The organism is Cupriavidus sp. C1SS-2L, from assembly GCF_057073735.1.
Genome location: NZ_CP172711.1, coordinates 1 through 16,938 on the forward strand (window position 1 = coordinate 1; position 16,938 = coordinate 16,938).

General features: G+C 65.9%; 22 protein-coding genes. 17 read left to right on the forward strand and 5 right to left on the reverse strand.

Annotation, left to right across the window (positions count from 1 at the left end):
- Positions 1 to 918: 918 nt before the first annotated feature.
- Both ACIGJG_RS33005 and ACIGJG_RS33010 read right to left on the reverse strand, forming a co-directional pair.
- Positions 919 to 1,200, reverse strand: a complete 282-nt coding sequence (locus ACIGJG_RS33005; RefSeq protein ID WP_011114071.1) for a type II toxin-antitoxin system YafQ family toxin — start codon at positions 1,198 to 1,200, stop codon at positions 919 to 921.
- Positions 1,187 to 1,450: a type II toxin-antitoxin system RelB/DinJ family antitoxin gene (locus ACIGJG_RS33010; RefSeq protein ID WP_011114070.1), complete on the reverse strand. Its 264-nt coding sequence runs from the start codon at positions 1,448 to 1,450 to the stop codon at positions 1,187 to 1,189. Before ACIGJG_RS33010 ends, ACIGJG_RS33005 begins: the two co-directional genes overlap by 14 nt.
- Positions 1,451 to 1,622: 172 nt before the next feature.
- On the opposite strand from ACIGJG_RS33010, the gene ACIGJG_RS33015 reads away from it, so the two are divergent.
- The 13 genes from ACIGJG_RS33015 (at position 1,623) to kfrC (ending at position 9,700) form a co-directional block, all read left to right on the forward strand.
- The gene (locus ACIGJG_RS33015; protein ID WP_011114069.1) at positions 1,623 to 2,051 is read left to right on the forward strand and encodes an antirestriction protein; all 429 of its coding nucleotides are present in this window, start codon (positions 1,623 to 1,625) and stop codon (positions 2,049 to 2,051) included.
- 44 nt (positions 2,052 to 2,095) lie between these two features.
- On the forward strand, positions 2,096 to 2,314 hold the full coding sequence (locus ACIGJG_RS33020) for a hypothetical protein (protein WP_012478187.1): 219 nt from the start codon (positions 2,096 to 2,098) through the stop codon (positions 2,312 to 2,314).
- 11 nt (positions 2,315 to 2,325) lie between these two features.
- Positions 2,326 to 3,534 (forward strand): klcB, encoded by a 1,209-nt coding sequence (locus tag ACIGJG_RS33025; RefSeq protein WP_483674398.1) that lies wholly within the window; start codon positions 2,326 to 2,328, stop codon positions 3,532 to 3,534.
- Between the two features lie 16 nt (positions 3,535 to 3,550).
- Positions 3,551 to 3,808, forward strand: coding sequence for a transcriptional repressor KorC (korC, locus tag ACIGJG_RS33030; protein WP_011114067.1), 258 nt, complete (start codon positions 3,551 to 3,553; stop codon positions 3,806 to 3,808).
- 157 nt (positions 3,809 to 3,965) lie between these two features.
- The gene (gene kleA, locus ACIGJG_RS33035) at positions 3,966 to 4,202 is read left to right on the forward strand and encodes a stable inheritance protein KleA (RefSeq protein WP_011114066.1); all 237 of its coding nucleotides are present in this window, start codon (positions 3,966 to 3,968) and stop codon (positions 4,200 to 4,202) included.
- Positions 4,203 to 4,410: 208 nt separating this feature from the next.
- Complete coding sequence (gene kleE / locus ACIGJG_RS33040) at positions 4,411 to 4,737, forward strand: KleE stable inheritance protein (protein ID WP_011114065.1); 327 nt, start codon at positions 4,411 to 4,413, stop codon at positions 4,735 to 4,737.
- Between the two features lies 1 nt (position 4,738).
- Positions 4,739 to 5,068 carry a DUF2761 domain-containing protein gene (locus ACIGJG_RS33045; protein WP_011114064.1) on the forward strand — a complete coding sequence of 110 codons (330 nt, stop codon included), beginning with the start codon at positions 4,739 to 4,741 and terminating at the stop codon, positions 5,066 to 5,068.
- A gap of 106 nt (positions 5,069 to 5,174) precedes the next feature.
- Complete coding sequence (locus tag ACIGJG_RS33050; protein ID WP_011114062.1) at positions 5,175 to 5,483, forward strand: transcriptional regulator KorA; 309 nt, start codon at positions 5,175 to 5,177, stop codon at positions 5,481 to 5,483.
- On the forward strand, positions 5,480 to 6,244 hold the full coding sequence (locus ACIGJG_RS33055) for a ParA family protein (protein WP_011114061.1): 765 nt from the start codon (positions 5,480 to 5,482) through the stop codon (positions 6,242 to 6,244). The genes ACIGJG_RS33050 and ACIGJG_RS33055 overlap by 4 nt, the downstream gene beginning before the upstream one ends.
- Entirely contained in the window at positions 6,241 to 7,290 is a 1,050-nt protein-coding gene (locus tag ACIGJG_RS33060; protein ID WP_011114060.1) for a transcriptional repressor gene korB, read from the forward strand. Before ACIGJG_RS33055 ends, ACIGJG_RS33060 begins: the two co-directional genes overlap by 4 nt.
- Before the next feature lie 178 nt (positions 7,291 to 7,468).
- Positions 7,469 to 8,500 carry a DNA-binding protein gene (locus tag ACIGJG_RS33065; RefSeq protein WP_011114059.1) on the forward strand — a complete coding sequence of 344 codons (1,032 nt, stop codon included), beginning with the start codon at positions 7,469 to 7,471 and terminating at the stop codon, positions 8,498 to 8,500.
- Between the two features lie 170 nt (positions 8,501 to 8,670).
- Complete coding sequence (kfrB, locus tag ACIGJG_RS33070) at positions 8,671 to 9,018, forward strand: IncP plasmid survival protein KfrB (RefSeq protein WP_000664557.1); 348 nt, start codon at positions 8,671 to 8,673, stop codon at positions 9,016 to 9,018.
- Positions 9,019 to 9,046: 28 nt separating this feature from the next.
- Entirely contained in the window at positions 9,047 to 9,700 is a 654-nt protein-coding gene (kfrC, locus tag ACIGJG_RS33075; RefSeq protein WP_000826922.1) for an IncP plasmid survival protein KfrC, read from the forward strand.
- A 202-nt stretch (positions 9,701 to 9,902) separates the two neighbouring features.
- Here kfrC and ACIGJG_RS33080 read toward each other — a convergent pair whose 3' ends face one another.
- From ACIGJG_RS33080 to ACIGJG_RS33090, 3 genes are read right to left on the reverse strand one after another with little or no spacing between them, the layout of a single operon-like run.
- On the reverse strand, positions 9,903 to 10,343 hold the full coding sequence (locus ACIGJG_RS33080) for a conjugal transfer protein TraM (protein WP_000718516.1): 441 nt from the start codon (positions 10,341 to 10,343) through the stop codon (positions 9,903 to 9,905).
- A complete protein-coding gene (locus ACIGJG_RS33085) occupies positions 10,343 to 11,068 on the reverse strand; it encodes a nucleotide-binding protein (protein WP_011114058.1) in 726 nt (241 codons plus the stop codon). Before ACIGJG_RS33085 ends, ACIGJG_RS33080 begins: the two co-directional genes overlap by 1 nt.
- On the reverse strand, positions 11,068 to 11,466 hold the full coding sequence (locus ACIGJG_RS33090) for a TraK family protein (RefSeq protein WP_001127128.1): 399 nt from the start codon (positions 11,464 to 11,466) through the stop codon (positions 11,068 to 11,070). The genes ACIGJG_RS33085 and ACIGJG_RS33090 overlap by 1 nt, the downstream gene beginning before the upstream one ends.
- Before the next feature lie 373 nt (positions 11,467 to 11,839).
- Here ACIGJG_RS33090 and traJ point away from each other — a divergent pair, with 373 nt between their 5' ends.
- Genes traJ through traF form a run of 4 tightly spaced genes read left to right on the forward strand, consistent with a single transcriptional unit; the run spans position 11,840 to position 16,932 of the window.
- Positions 11,840 to 12,214 (forward strand): conjugal transfer transcriptional regulator TraJ, encoded by a 375-nt coding sequence (traJ, locus tag ACIGJG_RS33095; protein WP_000426567.1) that lies wholly within the window; start codon positions 11,840 to 11,842, stop codon positions 12,212 to 12,214.
- A 34-nt stretch (positions 12,215 to 12,248) separates the two neighbouring features.
- Positions 12,249 to 14,489, forward strand: coding sequence for a TraI/MobA(P) family conjugative relaxase (traI, locus tag ACIGJG_RS33100; protein ID WP_011114057.1), 2,241 nt, complete (start codon positions 12,249 to 12,251; stop codon positions 14,487 to 14,489).
- Positions 14,486 to 16,399 (forward strand): type IV secretory system conjugative DNA transfer family protein, encoded by a 1,914-nt coding sequence (locus ACIGJG_RS33105; protein WP_000694765.1) that lies wholly within the window; start codon positions 14,486 to 14,488, stop codon positions 16,397 to 16,399. Before traI ends, ACIGJG_RS33105 begins: the two co-directional genes overlap by 4 nt.
- Positions 16,396 to 16,932: a conjugative transfer signal peptidase TraF gene (traF, locus tag ACIGJG_RS33110; protein WP_006122512.1), complete on the forward strand. Its 537-nt coding sequence runs from the start codon at positions 16,396 to 16,398 to the stop codon at positions 16,930 to 16,932. The genes ACIGJG_RS33105 and traF overlap by 4 nt, the downstream gene beginning before the upstream one ends.
- Positions 16,933 to 16,938 lie beyond the last annotated feature (6 nt).

Sequence of the window (16,938 nt, forward strand, 5' to 3'; positions counted from 1 at the left end):
TTTCCGGGGCCTTCCCTGCCCTGCCCCACCGGCGCGGCCGTTGTGGACAGTTTCGGGACAAGTCGGCCGAGGCCGGCCGGCGCAGCCCTGACGTTGACACTTGAGGGGCAGCGGGGCCGGCGCGATGTTGACACTTGGGGGGCAGCGGCCGATTTCGGCCTGGTCGAGCCGTCCAGGCGGCCGCCGAGGCGGCCTAAGTGCCTGATCGGCATGGAGTTATCCACCGAAGTTGTGGATAACCCTGTTAGGAACCCTGCCCCGGTATTGACACTTGAGGGGCGGCCCTACTGACACTTGAGGGGCGCGGTTCTTGACACTTGAGGGGCAGCGTATTGACACATGGGGGGCTTATCCATTGACACTTGAGGGGCGGCCTCTTCGCGCTTTTCCTTGGCGTGACAACGGTTTACGCGCGTTTTTCGGTCATGCTAACCAGGTTTTTAACCGTCTTTATAACCTTTTTATATAACCAGGTAGTTTTAACCAGAGGCTGGCGAAAAAAACGGCAACACGGCCCAAGCTACCGCGCAGCATGACCGGCCGCCGAAGGGGGGAAACCCCCCTTCTCGATCCCACCCGGCCGCAAGCGGCCTCCCATCCCCCCAGGGGCTACGCCCCTCGGCCGCCTTGCGGCCTCACCCCACAATGGAGCGCCTTCGGCGCTACGGCTTAGGAGAGCCAGGCGCAAGCGCCTGGCGGAAGGCAGTAAGTTCGAGAGCTTGCGAGGGGGCAAAGCCCCCTCACACTCCCCAACCAGGTCGCCGCGGTTCGACCGGCCGCGCGATCCTCAAGCATCGCAGCAGCTCCACCGCCGCAGGTTTTACGCCAAGGAAGGGGGTCGGCCAGCTCGGCCGGTGGCGCGGAAAGCGCCCCTCAAGTGTCAATGAAACGTGAGACGCGGGGCCAGGCCCGCGCCGATCACAAGCCGAGTTCGGAGTGAGAGCCGAGGCGCACCAGGCGCAGCGTGTCGGCGTCGGGCTTCTGGTAGATCAGCACCAGGTCGGGCTTGACGTGGCAATCCCGGTGATCCTTCCAGTCCCCGGTCAGCGCGTGGTCGCGGTGCCGAGGTTCCAGCGGCTGGTCGTCGGCGAGCGCGACCAGGACGGGCACCAGGTCGGCGTCGAGCGTGGCCCGGTGCTGCCCTTTCGCCTCGCGCTTGTAGTCGCGCTTGAACTGGCCGGTGCGCTCAATCTGCCGCATGCAGATCGGCCATCAGATCGTTGACGGTGGCGAAGCGCGGCAGCTTGCCCTTGCGGGCTTCCTTCATCGCCTCGATGGTGGTGGCGTTCGGAATCAGCGGCTCGAAGGGCAGCGCCTTGTCCTGGGCCACCTTCGTGAGCAGCAGCCGCACCGCGTCGGACACGGTAAGGCCCATCGCGGCCAGGACGGCCGCCGCTTCTTCCTTGATCGCGCCGTCGATGCGCGTTTGTACGAGCTGGTTTGCAGCCATGATTGGTTCTCCGGTTGGGTTCGTGAATTACATTGTAATGCACGCCAAGGGAAAGGGCAAGGTTTAGCGGCTAAAACGTTTAGCTAAAGTGCTTGACGATTAGGACATTTTGCCCTAATATAGCACTTGAAGGCCGGGCATTTCGCCCAGGTCAACTACCGGAGAAAGTCCGATGAACACCCAAGAGCAACCCGTTACCGCTTCCCTGGTCGCCGAGGCCCAGCGCCTCGACTTCCTGCCCGCCTACTTCGGCCCGCGTCTGATGATGCGCGGCGAGGCCCTGGTGTATGCCTGGCTTCGCCGGCTCTGCGAACGCTACAGCGGCGCGTATTGGCACTACTACACCTTGTCGGACGGCGGTTTTTACATGGCCCCCGACCTGGCCGACCGCCTGGAGATCGAGGTGGACGGCAACGGCTTCCGAGGCGAGTTGTCGGCCGACGCCGCCGGCATTGTCGCAACCCTGTTCGCGCTGGGTCAGCTCGCGGCCGAGGCCGCCGACACGGACGCCGGCGATGCCCTGATCGACCGCTATCACTTCCTGCGCGGCTTCGCAGCCAGCCACGCCGAGGCGGCCGCGATCTACCGGGCTATTGACTGATGAGGGGCGGCCCCGGCTTCGGCCGGGGCTTCCAGGAGGCGACCATGACCAGGAACAACGCTCCCCAGGCACCGACGAACAGCTACGCGACGGACGGCAAGTGCCACAACGCCGAGCCGGGCACCTACGGCCACGAATGCGGCAAGCCGGCCGCATGGATCGGCACGAACCACAAGGGGTTCAGCTCGGGATTCTGCGACGACTGCAAGCGCCACGGCTACGAAGCCCGCGACGTGATCGCGTGGCGGCGTGCTGACACTTGAGGGGCCGGCCGATGGCGAAGAAACGCAAGACGCCGGCCCAGCCGGGCCAGGACTGGAACGCGCCGGCGGCCGAGCTGCTGGCCGAGCTGCCCACCGACCGCGACGAGCTGCTGGCCGCCGCCGTGGCGGCCGAGGTGGAGATCGACGCGGCGATCATGCGCGGTGACGGTGCGGCCGCCGAGGCGGCCAGCGACCGATACGAGGCCGTCATCTGGAAGATGAACGGCGGAACGCACGTGGGCAGCATGGCCGACCACGACGCGCCCGGCCAGGTCATCGAGCGCCATTGCGCGGCGGTGCCTGGCGACGTGCCCTTGTGGGGCCAGCGCGGCCAGTTCCTGGTCGCGGATGGCGACATGCGCGCCCTGGTGGAGTACGAGGCCGGCTACGGCGGGCCGCTGGGTGCCCACTTCCAGTTCCACGTCATCGACCTGGACAGGCCGTTTATCTCCGAAACGGGCTACCGCTCGCACTTCGACACGGCGCAGGGCTGCATGACGGTGGACGAGGTTGCGCGCGGCATCCTGGCTGCGCAGCGAGCCGAGAAGAAGCGCCCGGTGATGGTCGAGGCCAGCTACCGCGACCGCCTGGCCGATGCTCCCCTGCCCGCTTGGCTGGCCGGCTTGGAGCCGCCGGCGCGGCGCGCACCGGCGACCGTCCTGGTGCCGCCGGGGTTCGTCCTGGTCGATGTGGTGCTGCCCTCGCATCGGGCCTTCATCGCCAGGCGCTGGGCGGCCGAGGCCGCGACCAGGATCAAGGCGGCCAGGGCCGCCGGGTTGGACGCCAAGGGAAAAATCACCGGCGCAGGCCCGGAGCGAGATCCCGCATCGCCAGAAACGACGATGACCTGCAGCATCGTCAAAGCCGACGATGCCGAGCCGGGCGAGGGCGGGCCTGTATCGCCGGAAACAACGATGCCGCGAGCGAGCGCGGCAACCTGCAGCATCGCCAGGAATGGCGATGGAGGCCCGGCCGACCTGGTGGAGTTCAAGCCCGGCCAGCGGTGCGAGATCGTGAGCGTCCATCACCCGGTTTTCGACCGCTACATCGGCAAGCGCATCATCATCGTGAAGGTGCATCCCGACACCCGCCAGGTGTGGGCGCACGACGACAGGCCGGTAACGTACAAGACCAATCGCGCAGGCCGGCGCGTGGTCGATTCAGACCCGAGCTGCATCCAGTCGATCTACGGCTTCGACCAGTTGCGGCTTATCACTTGACCAGGAGAACGAACGAATGACGAACGACGCCAATATCCGGCTGGAGTGCTTGAAGCCGGCCGAACGCTGGGCGCAACCGACCGGCGAGGAAGTCCGAGAGGTGCTGCGCCTGGCCGGGTTCAGCGGCAGCAAGGCCGCGAAGGCGCTGGGGCTGGGCGCGAAGGGCGACCGCACGATCCGCCGCTGGATCGGCGAGGACACCCCGATTCCCTATGCGGCATGGGCGATCCTGTGCGACCAGGCCGGGCTGGGCGTGATCTGGAAAGAGGATTGACGCCAAGGGAAAGGTTTTAGCGGCTAAAGTTTAGCCTTCGGATTCCGGTAAAGCGAAAAAAGTTTAGCTAAAGTGCTTGACAGGTTAGGGCATTTTGCCCTAATATAGCACTTGAAGGCCGGGCACATTGCCCAGGTCAACTACCGGAGAAAGTCCGATGAGCGACAACAAGATTATGCCCTGGATTGACGAGCTGGAGGGCGCGGCAGCGACCGACTTCCCGGCCCGCCGTGACGAGATCGCGGCCATGATGGCCGAGGCGGCCGAGCTGGTGTGCAAAGCCGAGGAACTGCGCGGCAAGGCGTACTTCGCCGGATGCTCCCTGGAGGGGCAGGCCAAGGGCCATTGGTCGATGGAAGCCGTCGAGCAGGCCAAGCGCCGGGCCGGCTGGTAAGAGCACATGGCCCGGTCGGCAACGGCCGGGCCTATCGAGGACGCCAAGAAGGAGTATTGCGTGAGCCGAGGCAAGATCAAGGGCGGCCCCAGGTGGAGGAACGCCCCGGAGTGATCCGGGGCGCTTGGCCTGGTGCTGGCACACCGTAACCATGCTTCCGAGTGGGAGCACCCAGCATTCAACACGTAAGCGCGTGGAGGGTCAAGCTATGTCCAACATCATCAAGTTCCCCAAGGAGATCGAGCAGCCCGCCGCGCCCGCGCCGGTGGAGCCTGCCGCCGCGTCTGCTGCCCCCAACAAGGCCCCCGGTGCTGGCCTGCTGGCCGGCCTGGTCAAGTTCGTATGGGTGGCGACCGTGCTGGTCTGGCCGATCCTCAAGTGGGTGCTGTCGATTGCCACCTTCTTCCAGTTCGTGCGGATGCTCTACCACTGGAACACGCCTGGCGTGTATGCCGGTTGGTCGTTCCTGGCGTACTTCGCGGTGCTGACCGCGATCACCTACTTCGTTTCGATCTACAAGCCGAAGGGGCTTTGACATGAAAAAACAGACCCTACCCTACCCGCCGGGATTCGTGGAGCCGAACACCGGCCGGGTGGCCGTCCTGGTGCGCGAGTACGCGGCCAGCGACTTGAACGGCGATGCGCCGGCCTATTGGTACAGCGCGCAATCCGAGGAATGGGGCCTTGACCCCTGGCGACTGGTGGAAGGCGTCGATCCGCACACCGCCGGCGGTCAGTTCGACGTGTGCTTTGCCAACGGTTCGAGCCGCACGGTCGGCCCGCTGATGACGTTCTTCATGAGTGCCGCTGACGCGGCCAGGTTGAACGCCAAGAAAGAAGATCACGCGCCCATTTTTAGCCGCTAAAACGCTTGACGCGGGCGGCGAGTTTAGCTAAACTTCTGCACATGGTCGGCGGCTGGCACCGCCTTTTGTTCAACAACCGGGTGTGGAGTTTATATGGGTGTTCTCCATGAAGAAACGGCTAACCGAAGCCCAATTCCAGGCGGCGATCAAGGGCCTGGAGATCGGGCAACAGACCATCGACATAGCGCGCGGCGTGCTGGTCGATGGAAGGCCCCAGGCCGAGTTTGTGGCCTCGCTGGGGCTGACCAAGGGGGCGGTATCGCAAGCGGTCAGCCGCGTGTGGGCAGTGGCGGGGGAAGTGCTCCCGCAGGGCTTCGAGCGGGTGACGGCGGTACTGCCGGAGCATCAAGCGTTCATCGTCAAGCGTTGGGAAGCCGACGCCAAGGGAAAGAGGAAACAGGAACCCAACTCATGAAAACACTGGTCACGGCAATTCAGAAAGGCGGTCAAGGCAAGACGTTCGCAACCTGCCACCTGGCGTTCGACTTCCAGGAGCGCGGCCTTCGGGTTGCAGTGATCGACCTGGACACCCAGGGCAATGCGAGCTGGACGCTGGCCGGCCACGACTCGGGCTATCCCGCCAGTCGCATGTTCACCGCCGGCGGCGACGAGCTGCGCGCCTGGTTCGCTGACCGGGAGGATGACGGCCTGGCGCTGATCGCGGCAGACGCCAACCTGGCGAACCTGGACAAGATGGAGCTTTCCCAGGCGGCCGCCGCGCTGCGGGCCAGTGTGGCCGCGCTGGGCGAGTTCTTCGACGTGTGCCTGATCGACACGGCCCCCTCCCTTGGCGTCGCCATGACGGCGGCCGTGCTGACGGCCGACTACATGCTGTCGCCCATCGAAATGGAGGCGTACAGCTTGCAGGGCATGAAGAAGATGGTCGCGGTCATCAGCAACCTGCGCAAGCAGAACCCCAAGCTGCGCTTCCTCGGCATGGTGCCGAACAAGGTGGACGCGCGGAAGCCGCGCCACGTCAACAACCTGGCGACGTTGCAGCAGGCATACCCGCAGCTCATCTTGCCGTTCAGCATCGGCGCGCGTGACAGCATCGCCGAGGCGCTGGGCGAGCAGATGCCGGTGTGGAAGATCAAGAAGACCGCCGCGCGGAAGGCCACCCAGGAGGTGCGTGCGCTGGCGGATTACGTGTTCACGAAGATGGAGATCGCGCAATGAGCGCCAAGACCAACGCCAAGAAGAAGGAGCAGGACAAGCCGCAATCGTCCGGGCTGGGCCTGGACGGGCTGGGCGACCTGGCCGGCCTGCTGAACGAGCAGCCGGCGGCCAACGCCGGCGGCGCAGGCCCGCAGGAGCTGCCGCTTGACCTGATCGACGAAGACCCGCACCAGCCGCGCACGGCCGACAACCCCGGCTTCTCGCCGGAGAGCATCGCGGAGATCGGCGAGACGATCAAAGCGCGCGGCGTGAAGTCGCCCATCAGCGTGCGCGAGAACCCGGACGCACCGGGGCGCTACCTCATCAACCACGGCGCGCGGCGCTATCGCGGCTCGAAGTGGGCGCACAAGACCACGATCCCGGCCTTCATCGACAACGACTACAACGAGGCCGACCAGGTTATCGAGAACCTGCAACGCAACGAGCTGACGGCGCGTGAGATCGCCGACTTCATCGGCCGCGAGCTGGCGAAGGGCAAGAAGAAGGGCGAGATCGCCAAGGAGATCGGCAAGTCGCCGGCCTTCGTCACGCAGCACGTCACGCTGCTGGACTTGCCCGAACCCATTGCCGAGGCGTTCAATAGCGGCCGGGGCAAGGACGTGACTGTCATCAACGAGCTGGTGACGGCCTACAAGAAGAACCCCGACGAGGTGGCCGCCTGGCTGGCCGACGACAGCCAGGAGCTGACGCGCGGCTCGGTGAAGCTGCTGCGCGAGTTCCTGGAGGACAAGCGCAGTCACGAGGACGGCGACCGTGATCCCAACACCGTCGATGCGCTGACCGGCAAGACCGACGCCGAGGCCGGCGACGGCGAGCAGGGGCCGCAGGATGATGACGCCAAGGGGAAGAAGGAGCCGAAGGAGGCCGACCCCGACAAGCTCAAGAAGGCCATCATCCAGGTCAAGCACGACGACCGGCCGGCACGGCTGATCCTCAACCGCCGGCCCCCGGCCGAGGGCTGGGCCTGGCTCAAATACGAGGATGACGGCCAGGAGTTCGAGGCCGACCTTGGCACCGTGCAGCTTGTCGCGCTGCTGGAGGGCTGACACGCCCAGCGCCGGGCATCGCCGACCACCGACCCCCACCCATCGCCCCGCCATCGAGCGGGGCTTTTTTTGCCCGCGTTTTAGCCGCTAAAAAAAGTTCAGCTAAACCGCTTGCGTAGTGTTGTATGTTGTAGTATGCTTCACGCTACAACATACAACCGGCCAAAGGAGGCCCGACATGGCGATCTCGAAGGAGCAGATATTTGCGGTGGCCGACGAACTGGACGCGGCCGGCCAGAACCCCACGCTGGCGAACGTGCGCAAGCAGCTCGGCAGCGGCAGCTTCACCACCATCAGCGAGGCGATGAACGAGTGGCGCGCACGCAAGGCCAGCCAGGCCGCCCCGATCCGCGAGCCGGCACCGCAGGCGATCACTGACAAGCTGGCCGAGCTGGGCGGCGACTTGTGGGCCGTGGCGCTGGAAATGGCGAACAACCGCCTGGCCGCCGAGCGCGAGGCGCTGGAGGCCGTGCGCCAGGAGACGGAAGCAGCGCGCCAGGAAGCCGCAGAGCTGGCCGACCAGCTCACCGGCGAGCTGGACGAGGCCAAGGCCCGCATCGCGGCCCTGGAGGCCGTCGAGGCGGCCGCCAAGGGCGAGGCCGACGAGCTGCGCGGCAAGCTCGCGGCGACCAGCGAGCGCGCGGCCACGGCCGAGGCCAGGGCCGGCGAGCTGCGCACGGAGCTGGATCACGCCCATCAGGAAGCCCGCCAGGCGCGCGCAGAGCGCGACAAGGCCCAGGAGAGGGCCACGGCCAGCGCCGACCAGGTGGAGGCCCTGCGGGCCGACCTCGCGGCCGCGAACAGCCGTACCGCCGAGATCGAGCGCCGCGCCGGCGAGCTGCGTGCCGACCTGGAGCGGGCGAACCAGGCGACCGACCAGGCGCGCGCCGCTCAGGCCGAGCAGCGGAAGGCCACCGAGGCGGCCGCCGCCGAGCGCGACCAGGTGCGCGCGGAGCTGGTGAAGGTGCAGGCCAAGGCCGAGGCGGCCGAGCAGGCCCACCAGGAGCAGCGCAAGGCGATGGCGGCCGAGGCACACCGCCAGGCCGAGCGGCTGACCGCCGCCCAGGGCGAGCGCGACCAGGCGAAGCGCGACGCTGCCCAGGCCCGCGAGGAAGCGGCCGGGCTTCGCGGCCGGCTGGAGGCCCTGGAAACCGTCATGGCGCAAGGCCGGGCGGCCGATCCGACCAGCGGCGGACGCAAAAAGACCTGATAAATCGGTTGGTTTTCCTTAAAATTACCCTGGAACCCTGACAAAACGCACAACCCGGCCGCTGGGAAGAGCCGGCCTCGCTTTGCCGAGGTCGGCTTTTTTGTTGGAGCGCGGCTTGCATGGGGCCACCATCACCCTTTTGAGAACTACGGCAACCATAGGAGTGCCCGATGAAAGAACGCCTCTTGGTCATGAACGGTCAACGCATCGTTCAGGCCGAAAAGGACGGCGCTTGGACGAATCAGAAAGTAGACAAGGCGGGCGCGTTGAAGCCCGGCATCTACAACCTGTACACGGCCCAAGCGGCCGACAAGAAGCAGACCCACGCCGGCGTGATCGTTCATGCCGACGCCACCAACGTGTACCAGCAGATCGGCAAGAACTTTGTCATGCACGCTCGGTCAGATTTCGATAAAGTACCTGAAATTGGGAGCGCAAAGAGCATCAGCTACAACGCCCAGGGCAAGGCGGCAGTCGCCGCAGAGGCCCCGAAACTGACGCGGGGGCGCTCCATGTAGCTTTAGCGGCTAAAAAGGAGGCACGCCCTTGAAACGACTCACCATCCCCGGCAGCGGCACCGAGAGCCGCGCCACCAAGCCGGCCCGCGTCAGCGCGCCGGCCACCCTCGGCGGTGCCGCCTTCGGCGCTTCGCGCGAGGACACCGGAGCCGACTTGCTGGAGGCCGCCCAGGCGGCCGAGATCGAGCAGCAGGCCACCCTAGAGGCGGCCCCGGTCGAGCAGTCCTACCCCGAAACCCTGGCGCTCTACGTGCAGGCCAAGCACGACCAGGTGGAGCACATCGAGGACAGGCTAGAAAACCTGATCGACCGGCAGCAGGCCCGTTTGCAGCAGACCCAGGCGTCCGCGCCTGGCCGGCTTTCCTTGCCCGGCTCTAAGCGAGCCTGGCAGAACCAGCAGGCGCAGCAGCAGGCCCGCTTGCAGACGCTTCACGCGCGCCTGGAGGCCGTCCGCGAGATCAAGGAAGGCATGGGCCTGCACTCGCCGAAGATCGAAGAGCTGGCGACGCGCAAGATGCGCGCCGAGAACCCCGAGCTGGCTTCCGATTGGGATGCCATGCGCGAGGCCGCCCGCCGGCATGAGCTGCTGATGCGCAAGCAGGAGCAGGAGCGCAAGCAATCCCAGGCCCAGGAGCGGCCAGGGAGATCGCAGTCCTTGGGCCTGTCAGCCAGGCCCGCATAAAAACGAAGCCCGGCGGTCGCCGGGCTTTTTTCTCGAGCATCGCCATTTCTGGCGAGGGAGGCCCGCCGAGGGCCTGGTGGAATCATCCTGCAGCATCGTCACAAGCGACGATGCCGGGAGCTGGCCAGCATCGCCGAACCTGGCGATGCCGCCGGCGCGGTCGACCATCGCCAGTTCTGACGATGAGATCCCGCATCGCCATCTACAGCGAGGCCCACAGGGCCAGGCCGGCGGCCACGACCGCCATGCCGGCCGCGACCATGTTCATCATGGCGACGCGCCGCGCCTCGCGGATCGGCGCGACGAGCTGCGCCGTCACCGCCTCAACCTCACGCCGCACGGCCTCGGCGGCCGCCTTCGCGCCCTCCTGCATTCCCCGCGTCATGGCGTCCTTGCTGGCCGCCAACGCCGCGTTGAGCGTCCTTTCCGCCTTTCCCTTGGCGTCATCACCCCATCGGTGGGCGATGGACTCCAGTTCCGACTTGAAGGCGTCCAAGATTTCCTGCTGGGCCGATGCGCTGTCCTGCATCAGCTTCATGTTGATGGTCTGGAGGATCAAGATCGGATCGTCGCGGCCCACGGCGATGCCGTGCTTGGCCGCGATCTCCCGTATCAGCTCCTCGATCTTGTCGTCGGCCGCCATCAGAGCACCGCCGCGTTTTCGAGCTGGGCGAAGAGCTGGGTTTTCACGATCTTGAGCCGCTGCCGCGTCATGATCGTGAGCGCCGAATCGGCCAGGGCCTCATCGAAGGTGCGCCGATCCTGGAGCATTTCGGCGAAGTCGCGGCCGTAGGTTTCCTCTTTCAGCGCCGGAATCTGGATGATGGCGGACACACGGCCCTTGTTGGTCGTGTACGCCTTCAACTGCTCGAACCCCTTGCCCTCGTGCTCGATTGGCCCCCAATACGGGTTCAGCCAGACCACGAACAGGCATTCGGCCGGGAACTGGCTGGCGAGCTGGGCGAAGCCGCTCACCGTGTCCACCAGGGCCTGGCCGCCGGTGACGACCGTATGCACCACGAGTTCGTGGCCCATGTCCTGGAGCAGCGCCGGCACCTGGTTGCTGATGAGGTAGTGCGACAGCGGCACGAACGAGCTGGCCCCGTTGTCGATGATGACGTCGCCCTCGGCCGACGCGATCATCTCGACCAGGGCGTCGAAATTCCGGGTGTTGATCTCGTCGCCGTCCATGATGTTGAGCCGGCGCACGTTGAGGGCTTTGTAGCCCTCGAACGTCGCGTTCACCGGATCGGTGTCGATGCAAAGCGGCTTCTGTCCCTTGCCGGCTTTGTACTGCGCGATGGTGGCCGCGATCATCGACTTGCCGACGCCGCCCTTGCCTTGCAGAACCATGTGAATTTTCGCCATTACAGTAAATCCTCTTTCTTTGGAGTCGCATCAAACGTGAAGCCGCCGATCTTGGGCGGCTCACTCTTGGATTCCGAGGCCGGCGGGGCGGCCTTCGGCTCGGGCTTCGCGCCCTTGGGCTGGCTGTCCGGGGGAGTGGCGGGAGGCGGCGGGGAAGCTACCGGCGCGGCCTTGATGTACCGCTTCACGTGCTGGGTGAAGGTTTCGTACCGACAGCGCAGCCGGCCGGTTTCCTTCATGTGCTCCCAGATCGTTTTCATCGCATAGCCCGCATCGAGCGCCGCTTGAACGTCGCTCTTGACGGCCAGGAACGCGACCACGTGCTTGTCCTGGCGCGGCTTCTTGGCTTCCCGTCCCTTCACCCATTCAGCCAGCTCTTCGGGGTAGGTCTTTGGCATCGTGTTCGTCCATCTAATCCTCTCATCGCAAATGTAACGCTACTAAGCGGCGCTACGGAAACGCAAAAAGTCCGCTATCGGCGTGCATTGGCACGCTTCGATAGCGGCATTATGGGCCATTGTGGCGGTTTTCGCTATATCCGTTGCTGCTTTTGCGGCCTGATAGCGCGATAGTTGCGGATAAATCGTAATGGCTGGTGTAGACTTTCCTTGGTGTTATTAACGCCGTAAGGCGGGCAGGATGTGTGAAGTTAGCTAACCGGCGAGCCGGTTATCTATCTTCACTGTCCCTTATTCGCGCCGGGGGCGCTCAACGGGTCATCCTGCTCTGCGAGGCAGCCGGCTACCGCCGGCATGAGAGACGAGGCGAGGCATGGAGAACGACGAAAAGGAACACGGCCGCCGGCGGCGGCAGCACCTGCGGGTGCCGGTGTTCCCCGAAGAGAAAGACGAGATCGAGGCGAACGCCAAGAGGGCGGGCGTCAGCGTGGCGCGCTATCTGCGCGACGTGGGCCAGGGCTACCAGATCAAGGGCGTCATGGACTACCAGCACGTGCGCGAGCTGGTGCGCGTCAACGGCGACCTTGGCCGCCTTGGCGGCCTGCTCAAGCTCTGGCTGACCGATGACGTGCGAACGCTCCAGTTCGGCGAGGCGACCATCCTGGCCCTGCTGGGCCGGATCGAGGCCACCCAGGACGAAATGAGCCGGATCATGAAGGCCGTGGTTCAGCCGAGGGCCGAGCCTTGACTTCTTTAGCGGCTAAAAAGCCGGAGGGGCGGCCATGATCGCCAAGCACGTGCCGATGCGCTCGCTTGGCAAGAGCGACTTCGCGGGCCTGGCGAACTACATCACCGACGCCCAAAGCAAAGACCACCGGCTGGGCCACGTGCAGGCGACGAACTGCGAAGCCGGTTCCATCCAGGACGCCATCACGGAGGTGCTGGCGACCCAGCACACGAACACCCGCGCGAAGGGCGACAAGACCTACCACCTGATCGTCAGCTTCCGGGCCGGCGAGCAGCCCAGCGCCGACACCTTGCGCGCGATTGAGGAACGCATCTGCGTCGGGCTGGGTTATGGCGAGCATCAGCGAATCAGTGCCGTCCACAACGACACCGACAACCTGCACATCCACATCGCCATCAACAAGATTCACCCGACGCGGCACACGATGCACGAGCCGTACTACCCGCACCGGGCGCTGGCGGAACTCTGCACGGCCCTGGAGCGCGACTACGGCCTGGAGCGCGACAACCACGAGCCGCGCAAGCGCGGCGCGGAGGGCCGGGCCGCCGACATGGAGCGGCATGCCGGCGTTGAAAGCCTGGTCGGCTGGATCAAGCGCGAGTGCCTGGACGAGATCAAGGGCGCGCAGTCCTGGCAGGAACTGCACCAGGTCATGCGGGACAACGGAATGGAGCTGCGCGTCCGCGCCAATGGCCTCGTGTTCGAGGCCGGCGACGGAACGATGGTGAAGGCGAGCACAGTAGCCCGCGACCTTTCCAAGCCGAGCCTGGAGGCGCGGCTTGGCCCGTTCGAGGCTTCGCCCGAACGGCAGGCGCAAACCACCGCGAAGCGGCAGTACCGCAAAGACCCCATCCGCCTTCGCGTCAACACCGTGGAGCTGTACGCGAAGTACAAGGCCGAGCAGCAGAGCTTGACCACGGCGCGCGCCCAGGCCCTGGAGCGCGCCCGGCATCGCAAGGATCGGCTGATCGAGGCGGCCAAGAGGTCGAACCGCCTGCGCCGCGCCACGATTAAGGTGGTCGGCGAGGGCCGCGCGAACAAGAAGCTGCTGTACGCCCAGGCGAGCAAGGCCCTGCGCAGCGAACTCCAGGCGATCAACAAGCAGTTCCAGCAGGAGCGCACGGCCCTCTACGCCGAGCACAGCCGGCGCACGTGGGCCGACTGGCTCAAGAAGGAGGCGCAGCACGGCGGCGCCGACGCCCTGGCCGCCCTGCGCGCCCGCGAGGCGGCCCAGGGCCTCAAGGGCAACACCATCCGGGGCGAGGGCCAGGCGAAGCCCGGCCACGCGCCGGCGGTGGACAACATCACGAAGAAGGGGACGATCATCTTCCGCGCCGGCATGAGCGCCGTGCGCGATGACGGTGACCGCCTGCAAGTCTCCCGCGAGGCCACGCGCGAAGGGCTGCAAGAAGCCCTGCGCCTGGCGATGCAACGCTACGGCAACCGCATCACCGTCAACGGCACGGTGGAGTTCAAGGCGCAGATGATCCGCGCCGCCGTCGATTCCCAGCTACCCATCACCTTCACCGATCCGGCTCTTGAGAGCCGGCGGCAGGCGCTTTTGAACAAGGAGAACACCCATGAGCGAACCGAAAGACCAGAGCATCGAGGACGAACTGGACGCGGCGCTGGCGGCCCTGGACAGCGGCCCGCTGCCGACCAGCACGCTACCGGAGCCGCAGCCGTCGCCCGAGCAGGCGACGGCCGGCCAGCCGCCGGCCGAGGCGACCGCGCCGACGCCGGCCTTCACGCCGCCACCGTCCACCGGAAGCCCGACGTTGGACGCCTTGGAAGAAAACCGCCGCCCCAAAGCCAGCACCGTTTGCGAGCACTGTCCGAACTCGGTGTGGTTCGCATCGCCGGCGGAAGTGAAGTGCTATTGCCGCGTGATGTTCCTCGTCACGTGGAGCAGCAAGGAACCCAACCAGATCACGCACTGCGACGGGGAATTTCTCGGCCAGGAACAGGAGTAGGCCAGACGCCGCCGGGCGTCGCCGCCGCCGACAAGTACATCGCCGAACGCGAGGCAAAGCGCCTAAAAGGTTTCGATATACCGAAGCATTCCCGATATACTGCCGGTGATGGTGCGCTCACGTTCCAGGGCACCAGGACTATCGAGGGCCAGGCGCTGGCCCTCTTGAAACGAGGTGATGAGGTCATGGTTATGCCCATCGACCAGGCCACGGCCCGGCGCTTGACGCGCATCGCGGTCGGCGATGCCGTCTCGATCACCGCGAAAGGCTCCATCAAAACGTCGAAAGGAAGGAGTAGATGAAGATCAAGATGAACAACGCGGTAGGGCCGCAAGTCCGAACCGCCAAACCGAAGCCGAGCAAGCTGCTGCCGGTGCTGGGCGCGGCCTCGATGGTCGGCGGCCTCCAGGCCGCGACGCAGTTCTTCGCCCACACGTTCGCCTATCACGCGACCCTCGGCCCCAACGTGGGCCACGTGTACGCGCCCTGGTCGATCCTGCACTGGACGTACAAGTGGTACAGCCAGTACCCGGACGAGATCATGAAGGCCGGCAGCATGGGGATGCTGGTTTCGACCGTGGGCCTGCTGGGCGTGGCCGTGGCGAAGGTCGTCACGTCCAACAGCTCGAAGGCGAACGAGTACCTGCACGGCTCGGCCCGCTGGGCCGAGAAGAAGGACATTCAGGCGGCCGGCCTGCTGCCACGCGAGCGCAACGTCCTGGAGATCGTCACCGGCAAGGCCGCACCCACGGCTACCGGCGTGTACGTGGGCGGCTGGCAGGACAAGGACGGCAATTTCTTCTACCTGCGGCACAGCGGCCCCGAGCACGTGCTGACCTACGCGCCCACGCGCTCGGGCAAGGGCGTCGGCCTGGTGGTGCCCACGCTGCTGTCGTGGGGCGCGAGCAGCGTCATCACCGACTTGAAGGGCGAGTTGTGGGCCTTGACCGCCGGCTGGCGGCAGAAGCACGCCAAGAACAAGGTGCTGCGCTTCGAGCCGGCCAGCACCTCGGGCGGCGTCTGCTGGAATCCGCTGGACGAAATCCGCCTCGGCACCGAATACGAGGTGGGTGACGTGCAGAACCTTGCCACGCTGATCGTTGACCCGGACGGCAAGGGCCTGGACTCGCACTGGCAGAAGACCGCCTTCGCGCTCCTGGTCGGCGTGATCCTGCACGCGCTGTACAAGGCCAAGGACGATGGCGGCACCGCCACGCTGCCGTCCGTCGATGCGATGCTGGCCGACCCGAACCGGGACATTGGCGAGCTTTGGATGGAAATGGCGACCTACGGGCACGTAGACGGCCAGAACCATCACGCCATCGGCTCGGCGGCCCGCGACATGATGGATCGGCCCGAGGAAGAAGCCGGATCGGTGCTGTCCACGGCCAAGTCGTACCTGGCCCTGTACCGCGACCCCGTGGTGGCCCGCAACGTCAGCCGGTCGGACTTCCGCATCAAGCAGTTGATGCACGAGGACGACCCGGTAAGCCTCTACATTGTCACCCAGCCCAACGATAAGGCCCGCCTGCGGCCGCTGGTGCGCGTCATGGTGAACATGATCGTGCGCCTGCTGGCCGACAAGATGGACTTCGAGGGCGGCCGGCCGGTGGCGCACTACAAGCACCGGCTCTTGATGATGCTGGACGAGTTCCCGAGCCTCGGGAAGCTGGAGATCATGCAAGAGTCGCTGGCCTTCGTGGCCGGCTACGGCATCAAGTGCTACCTCATCTGCCAGGACATTAACCAGCTCAAGAGCCGCGAGACGGGCTACGGCCACGACGAAAGCATCACGTCGAACTGCCACGTGCAGAACGCCTACCCGCCCAACCGCGTCGAGACGGCCGAACACCTGTCCCGCCTCACCGGGCAGACCACCGTGGTGAAGGAGCAGATCACGACCAGCGGCCGCCGCACGGCGGCGATGCTGGGCCAGGTGTCGCGCACTTACCAGGAAGTGCAGCGGCCCTTGCTGACGCCCGACGAATGCCTGCGCATGCCGGGGCCAAAGAAGAACGCCCAGGGCGAGATCGAAGAAGCCGGCGACATGGTGATCTACGTCGCGGGCTACCCGGCGATCTACGGCAAGCAACCCCTGTACTTCAAAGACCCAGTGTTCTCGGCACGCGCCGCGATCCCTGCGCCCAAGGTCAGCGACCGCCTGCGCGCCGTCGCACAGGCCGAGACGGAAGGGGAGGGCATCACGATATGAGCCGCATCCTGAAACGCATCGCGGCAGGCGTCGTCATCGCGGGCGTGGCCGCCCTGCTGCTGGCCGCCGGCGGCTATGCCGCCGGTGCCCGCGTGAACACCACCAAGAGCATTCCGGTCGGCCTGTACTGGACGAGCAGCGCGCCGGTGGAGAAGGGGGCCTACGTCCTCTTCTGCCCGCCGCAGCTCGGCGTGTTCGATGACGCCAAGGAGAGGGGCTACATCGGGGCCGGCTTCTGCCAGGGCGGCTACGGCTACATGATGAAGCGCGTTTTAGCCGCTAAAGACGATGCCGTCGCCGTCGCCGATGACGGCGTGCGCGTCAACGGCGAGCTGCTGCCCCTCAGCGCGCCGATCAAGGCCGACAAGGCCGGTCGGCCGCTGCCGCGCTATCAGTCCAACAGCTACACGCTCGGCAATTCCGAGGTGCTGCTTATGTCGGACGTGAGCGCCACATCCTTCGACGGCCGCTACTTCGGCCCGATCAATCGTTCGCAAATCAAGACCGTGATCCGTCCGGTCATCACCTGGTAGGGAGAC

Excerpts from the sequence above, each read along its gene's own strand:
- kleE (WP_011114065.1), top strand. The coding sequence starts at position 4,411 with ATGTCCAACATCATCAAGTTCCCCAAGGAGATCGAGCAGCCCGCCGCG.
- ACIGJG_RS33085 (WP_011114058.1), bottom strand. The coding sequence starts at position 11,068 with ATGGCGAAAATTCACATGGTTCTGCAAGGCAAGGGCGGCGTCGGCAAG.
- kleA (WP_011114066.1), top strand. The coding sequence starts at position 3,966 with ATGAGCGACAACAAGATTATGCCCTGGATTGACGAGCTGGAGGGCGCG.
- ACIGJG_RS33025 (WP_483674398.1), top strand. The coding sequence starts at position 2,326 with ATGGCGAAGAAACGCAAGACGCCGGCCCAGCCGGGCCAGGACTGGAAC.
- traI (WP_011114057.1), top strand. The coding sequence starts at position 12,249 with ATGATCGCCAAGCACGTGCCGATGCGCTCGCTTGGCAAGAGCGACTTC.
- korC (WP_011114067.1), top strand. The coding sequence starts at position 3,551 with ATGACGAACGACGCCAATATCCGGCTGGAGTGCTTGAAGCCGGCCGAA.
- ACIGJG_RS33090 (WP_001127128.1), bottom strand. The coding sequence starts at position 11,466 with ATGCCAAAGACCTACCCCGAAGAGCTGGCTGAATGGGTGAAGGGACGG.
- traJ (WP_000426567.1), top strand. The coding sequence starts at position 11,840 with ATGGAGAACGACGAAAAGGAACACGGCCGCCGGCGGCGGCAGCACCTG.
- ACIGJG_RS33055 (WP_011114061.1), top strand. The coding sequence starts at position 5,480 with ATGAAAACACTGGTCACGGCAATTCAGAAAGGCGGTCAAGGCAAGACG.
- kfrB (WP_000664557.1), top strand. The coding sequence starts at position 8,671 with ATGAAAGAACGCCTCTTGGTCATGAACGGTCAACGCATCGTTCAGGCC.
- traF (WP_006122512.1), top strand. The coding sequence starts at position 16,396 with ATGAGCCGCATCCTGAAACGCATCGCGGCAGGCGTCGTCATCGCGGGC.
- ACIGJG_RS33080 (WP_000718516.1), bottom strand. The coding sequence starts at position 10,343 with ATGGCGGCCGACGACAAGATCGAGGAGCTGATACGGGAGATCGCGGCC.
- ACIGJG_RS33050 (WP_011114062.1), top strand. The coding sequence starts at position 5,175 with ATGAAGAAACGGCTAACCGAAGCCCAATTCCAGGCGGCGATCAAGGGC.
- ACIGJG_RS33010 (WP_011114070.1), bottom strand. The coding sequence starts at position 1,450 with ATGGCTGCAAACCAGCTCGTACAAACGCGCATCGACGGCGCGATCAAG.
- ACIGJG_RS33005 (WP_011114071.1), bottom strand. The coding sequence starts at position 1,200 with ATGCGGCAGATTGAGCGCACCGGCCAGTTCAAGCGCGACTACAAGCGC.
- ACIGJG_RS33020 (WP_012478187.1), top strand. The coding sequence starts at position 2,096 with ATGACCAGGAACAACGCTCCCCAGGCACCGACGAACAGCTACGCGACG.
- ACIGJG_RS33045 (WP_011114064.1), top strand. The coding sequence starts at position 4,739 with ATGAAAAAACAGACCCTACCCTACCCGCCGGGATTCGTGGAGCCGAAC.
- ACIGJG_RS33015 (WP_011114069.1), top strand. The coding sequence starts at position 1,623 with ATGAACACCCAAGAGCAACCCGTTACCGCTTCCCTGGTCGCCGAGGCC.
- ACIGJG_RS33065 (WP_011114059.1), top strand. The coding sequence starts at position 7,469 with ATGGCGATCTCGAAGGAGCAGATATTTGCGGTGGCCGACGAACTGGAC.
- ACIGJG_RS33105 (WP_000694765.1), top strand. The coding sequence starts at position 14,486 with ATGAAGATCAAGATGAACAACGCGGTAGGGCCGCAAGTCCGAACCGCC.
- ACIGJG_RS33060 (WP_011114060.1), top strand. The coding sequence starts at position 6,241 with ATGAGCGCCAAGACCAACGCCAAGAAGAAGGAGCAGGACAAGCCGCAA.